This window comes from Olsenella phocaeensis (assembly GCF_900120385.1).
Taxonomy (GTDB): domain Bacteria; phylum Actinomycetota; class Coriobacteriia; order Coriobacteriales; family Atopobiaceae; genus Olsenella_I; species Olsenella_I phocaeensis.
On record NZ_LT635511.1, the window covers coordinates 1 to 5290 of the forward strand.

At 69.3% G+C, this 5290-nt stretch carries 4 protein-coding genes; all 4 read left to right on the forward strand.

Translation table 11 applies throughout. From position 1 onward, the window contains the following. A partial coding sequence (gene ftsE, locus BQ7388_RS10365; protein WP_234946954.1) for a cell division ATP-binding protein FtsE occupies nucleotides 1-884 on the forward strand: 884 nt, incomplete at its 5' end. After that, entirely contained in the window at nucleotides 871-1797 is a 927-nt protein-coding gene (gene ftsX / locus BQ7388_RS10370) for a permease-like cell division protein FtsX (RefSeq protein ID WP_009278158.1), read from the forward strand. The genes ftsE and ftsX, both read left to right, overlap by 14 nt. Nucleotides 1798-2056: 259 nt before the next feature. Further along, nucleotides 2057-4483 carry a VacB/RNase II family 3'-5' exoribonuclease gene (locus BQ7388_RS10375; RefSeq protein WP_456319936.1) on the forward strand — a complete coding sequence of 809 codons (2427 nt, stop codon included), beginning with the start codon at nucleotides 2057-2059 and terminating at the stop codon, nucleotides 4481-4483. A 58-nt stretch (nucleotides 4484-4541) separates the two neighbouring features. Then, the coding region (locus BQ7388_RS10380; protein WP_072500600.1) for a hypothetical protein at nucleotides 4542-5290 on the forward strand (749 nt) is incomplete at its 3' end.

The following is a 5290-nucleotide window of genomic DNA, read 5'->3' on the forward strand; positions in this document are numbered from 1 at the left end:
CCAGGCCCTGGCAGTCGGTAGCCGAGGCGCCCCGAGCACCCGAGCCTCAGCAGGCAGGGGCTTCCGCCGCCGGCCTGACCGTGCGCGAGGACGAGGCGCAGGCTCCCGCCCAGCCTGGCTTCACCAGCGTGTTCGCCCCCATTGATGGTTCCAACGCCCCCGTGGTCGCGCGTACGGGGACCCCCACCATCTCGCTCAGAAACGTCACGCTGATCTACCCCGCCCAGCCCAACAAGCCCGCCCTCGATGACGTCAGCCTGGACATCTATCCTGGCGAGTTCGTCTTCGTCGTGGGTCACTCCGGCTCCGGCAAGTCTACCTTCCTCAAGCTCCTCACGCGCGAGCTTCGCGCCACCAAGGGCAAGGTCATGGTCGCCGGTCAGGAGCTCACGCGCATGCGCAACGGCAAGGTCCCGTACCTCCGCCGCCAGATCGGCACGGTGTACCAGGACTTCAAGCTCCTGCCCGACAAGACCGTGTACGAGAACGTCTCGTTCGCGCTGGAGTGCATCGGCAAGCCCCGCTCCGTCATCAAGGCCCAGGTGCCCGAGGTGCTTCGCCTCGTCGGACTGGCCGAGAAGATGGACAACTACCCCGACCAGCTCTCGGGCGGAGAGCAGCAGCGCGTCTCCGTCGCCCGTGCCATGGTCAACAGGCCTCCCCTGCTCGTCTGCGACGAGCCCACGGGCAACCTGGACCCCGCCATCTCGCTGGGCATCATGAAGCTGCTCGACCGCATCAACCGCACCGGAACCACCGTCGTCATGGCGACCCATGACCGCGAGATGGTCGATTCCATGCGCAAGCGCGTCCTGGCCCTTGAGGCCGGCCACGTCGTGCGCGATCAGGAGAGGGGAGGCTACGGCTACTATGGCGCCATCTAACATCGGCTACTCCCTGCGCGAGGCGGGAAGGCACTTCCGTAGGAACTGGTCCACCGTGCTGGGGGCCATCGTCACCATCTTCCTCTCGCTCTTCGTCATCGGGCTGTTCGTGATGGGCTCAGCGCTCATCAACAACCTCGTGGGCAGCGTCGAGGACCAGGTCACCATCCAGGCCTTCCTCAACGACTCCGCCGACAAGTCGGCGGTGGACGCTCTGCAGAGGAAGGTCCAGGGCTGGGACAACGTCGAGTCCGTCTCGTACAAGAGCAAGGACCAGGCGCTGGAGGAATACAAGCAGACCATGAGCAATCGCAACGCCAGCGATGCCGTTGCGGCCCTCGACGGCGAGAACCCCGTCCCCGCCTCGTTGGTCATCACCCTCACCAACCCCCAGGAGGTCGAGTCCGTGGCCACCCAGCTCTCGGGCGACGCTGACTTCAAGGGCGTGGCGGACGACGCCAACGACCCTTCGTCCTCCGTACAGTACGGCCGCGAGACGGTCGAACGCCTCTTCAGCGTGACCTACTACCTGCGCGTCGGCGTGGCGGTCCTGGTCCTGCTGCTGGCGTTCATCGCCTTCGTGTTCATCAACAACACCATTCGTCTGGCCATCGCCGCCCGCAGGCGCGAGATTGCCATCATGCGTCTGGTTGGCGCCTCCAACGGCTTCATCCGCGGGCCCTTCCTGGCAGAGGGCATGCTCGAGGCGCTCATCGGTTCCCTCCTGGCCATCGCCGTCCTGCAGCTGGGGTCCCAGGTCGTGCTCCCCAAGCTCCAGAACAGCCTGCAGTTCCTCTCGTTCAACCTGCCCCTCAACGTGATGCTCACCACCTACGGGGCCTTGCTCGTCGCCGGGCTGGTGCTGGGCCTCTTTGGCTCGGCCATCGCCATGAGGCGCTTCCTCAGGGTCTAGCCGGCAATCGAACCGCGGGCGCTGTCCGCGCATGAGCTCGTCTGGGCGGCGTGGCCTTCGGGTTGCGCCGCCCGTCTCATAGGGAGGTTCCATGTCCGTCAGGCATTCGCATGGTTCCGGGCGGCGGGGGAGAGGCACCGGCGTCCGTAAGCCGAAGGCCCTTCTCACCGGCACGCTCAGGGTGGTGCGCCCCGGGCTCGCCACCGTGCATACCGCAGAGGGGGACTTCGTCGTGGCGAGGGGAGGACTCCGCGAGGGCATGGACGGGGACGAGGTCCGGCTGAGCCTGGCCCGCGGGCACGGGAGCAAAGAGCGCGTGGCGTACGTGCAGGGCGTCGTTGCCCGCGCGCGCAACGAGTTCCTGGGCAGCTACGAGGAGGCCGACCCCCTGGGCGTCGTCCTTCCCCTGGACGGGCGCATCACCCACGACTTCTTCGTCCTCCCGCAGGACCAGAGCGCGCGTCGGCTGGGCGTGGGGCAGGGGGACGTGGTCGAGGCGCGCATACTCGAGTATCCCAGTCGTCATGCCGCCGGGGTCGTGACCATAGCCCGCAGGGTTGGCTCCGCCCAGGAGCTCGACCTGGACATGGAGGCGGTGATCGCCTCGCACGGCCTGGCGACGAGCTTCCCCGAGGTCGCACTGCGCGAGGCCGAGTCGCTCCCCCTGGACGTCGACGGCGCGCTTGCGTCCGACCGCCGCAGGCGGGACCTGCGCTCGCACGTCGCCGNGGTGGTGCGCCCCGGGCTCGCCACCGTGCATACCGCAGAGGGGGACTTCGTCGTGGCGAGGGGAGGACTCCGCGAGGGCATGGACGGGGACGAGGTCCGGCTGAGCCTGGCCCGCGGGCACGGGAGCAAAGAGCGCGTGGCGTACGTGCAGGGCGTCGTTGCCCGCGCGCGCAACGAGTTCCTGGGCAGCTACGAGGAGGCCGACCCCCTGGGCGTCGTCCTTCCCCTGGACGGGCGCATCACCCACGACTTCTTCGTCCTCCCGCAGGACCAGAGCGCGCGTCGGCTGGGCGTGGGGCAGGGGGACGTGGTCGAGGCGCGCATACTCGAGTATCCCAGTCGTCATGCCGCCGGGGTCGTGACCATAGCCCGCAGGGTTGGCTCCGCCCAGGAGCTCGACCTGGACATGGAGGCGGTGATCGCCTCGCACGGCCTGGCGACGAGCTTCCCCGAGGTCGCACTGCGCGAGGCCGAGTCGCTCCCCCTGGACGTCGACGGCGCGCTTGCGTCCGACCGCCGCAGGCGGGACCTGCGCTCGCACGTCGCCGTGACCATTGACCCGGCGGACGCACGCGACTTCGACGACGCCGTCGGAGCGCGCAGGACGCCCGATGGCTTCGAGCTCGAGGTCCACATCGCCGACGTGTCCCACTACGTGCGGTGGAACAGTTCCATGGACGTGGAGGCGAGGCAGCGGGGCTGCTCCTGCTACCTCGCCGACCGAGTCCTCCCCATGCTTCCGGAGCGCCTCTGCAACGGCCTCTGCTCCCTGCGCCCAGACGAGGACCGGCTCGCCATGAGCGTGCTCGTCTCGCTTGACGAGAGGGGAGAGCCCCGCGCGACAGAGGCCTGCTGCTCCGCCGTCCGCTCCAGGGCACGGTTGAGCTACGACGAGGTCGACGCCCTCCTGGAGGGGAGGATCTCTGCGGGTGACCTCCCTGCTGCACGGGGGGACCAGGGGGCCATAGTCGAATCCCTCGGGGTGCTCGACCAGATTGCCCGCCTAAGGGTCGAGCGGAGGCGCGAGCGCGGTGCCATCGACTTCCAGACGCGCGAGGCGAAGGTGACCCTCGACCAGGGGGGGCATCCCACCGGCGTCCGCGTGCGCGCCCGCACGCGTGCCACGGCCCTGGTGGAGGAGGCCATGCTCCTCGCCAACGAGGCCGTGGCGGACATGCTCTCTTCAGGTGGCATTGCGACGGCATATCGCGTGCACGAGCAACCCACCCACGAGGACCTCGCCGCCGCCCTGCCCATCCTGCGCGAGCTCGGCCTGGTGCATGCCGAGGAGGTCGCCGGGCTCCTTGCCGCAGACCCGCACGCTATCCAGGTGGTGCTGGACGCGGCGCGTGGCACCACGGCGGAGGTGCTGGCCAACGCGGTGCTCCTTCGCGCGCAGCGCAGGGCCGTGTACCTTCCTCACAATGACGGCCACTACGCCCTGGGCGCCCCCGCGTACTGCCACTTCACCTCCCCCATCAGGCGCTATCCCGACCTTGTGGTACATCGCAGCCTCAAGGCCCTCCTCGCCGGGGCGAGGGCGGGCCGTGACGTCGCACAGATGGAGTGCGAGCTCCCCCAGATCTGCCGGAGCTGCTCCGAGCGGGAACGCGTGGCGGACGCCGCGGAGCGCGACTCCCAGAAGGTCAAGATGGCCCAGCTGTTCTCCGACAAGGTGGGCCAGGACTTCTCGGGCGTCGTGGTGGGCTGCGAGCGCTACGGGCTCTTCGTGATGCTGGACCAGAGCTGCGCGGAGGGACTGCTGCCCGTGCGGGAGCTGGGCGACGAGTGGTTCTCGTTCGACCAGGAGCTGCTCACGCTCACGGGCGAGGAGAGCGGGCGCGTCTGGAGGCCCGGCATGCGCGTTGCCGTCACCGTGACGGGAGCGAAGCCCTCGCGAGGGCAGATCGACTTCGCCCTGGCCGGCGGCGGGCCGCGTGCAACGGAGGGGCGCTAACGGGTAGTCTATGACCCTAGACACGGGACGAGGGGGCCTCCCCCAAGAAGGAGCCGACGTGAGCCAGACGAGCATGACCGACGAGCTGCTGCGGGCTGAGGGCCTGCTGGTGCAGGGACAGGCAGGGCAGGCGCAGGAGCTGCTCGCGCGCCTTGCGGAAGATGCGGAGGAGTACGTCGACCGCAACTGCCCCACCACCGACGAGCTGCAGTGGTTCAGCTTCCCCACGCTCTTCGAGCGCCTCGCGTACCGTCGCGTGGAGGACGACCCGCGCGAGCTGCGCGACGTGGGCGAACCCCTCGACCGCCTGTACGCGGACCTCGCCCTCGCCTGCATCCACGAGGGCGACTACGCCATGGCGACGGAGGCCCTCAAGCACGCGGTTCGCTGGAACCCCATGGGCTGCGAGTACCGCCTCAACCTGGCGGACCTCTTCCGCATAGACGGCAACGTCCAGGAGTTCCTCGCCCTGAGCTACTCTGTCTTCGAGCGCGCGAGTGACGCGCGCCACCTCGCACGGGCCTTCCTCAACTTCGTGGGCTACTTCGTGGCGCAGGACAAGCCCCTCGCTGCCGCGTCCGCCTTGCGCGCCGCACGCAGGCTCGACGTGCGGGATGACTCGCTTGACGCCGCCCTCGACCAGGCTGCCGGCACCGACCACGACCCCGACCTGGTAAGCGACGAGCAGGCCGGGGAGTTCCTTTCCGCCGAGGGTCTGCCCGACGGCGCCAACGCGGAGGTGGCAGTCTGCCTGCTCATGTGCGCCACCGACGTGGCGGACCTCGGCCAGCGCGACACGGCGGCCCC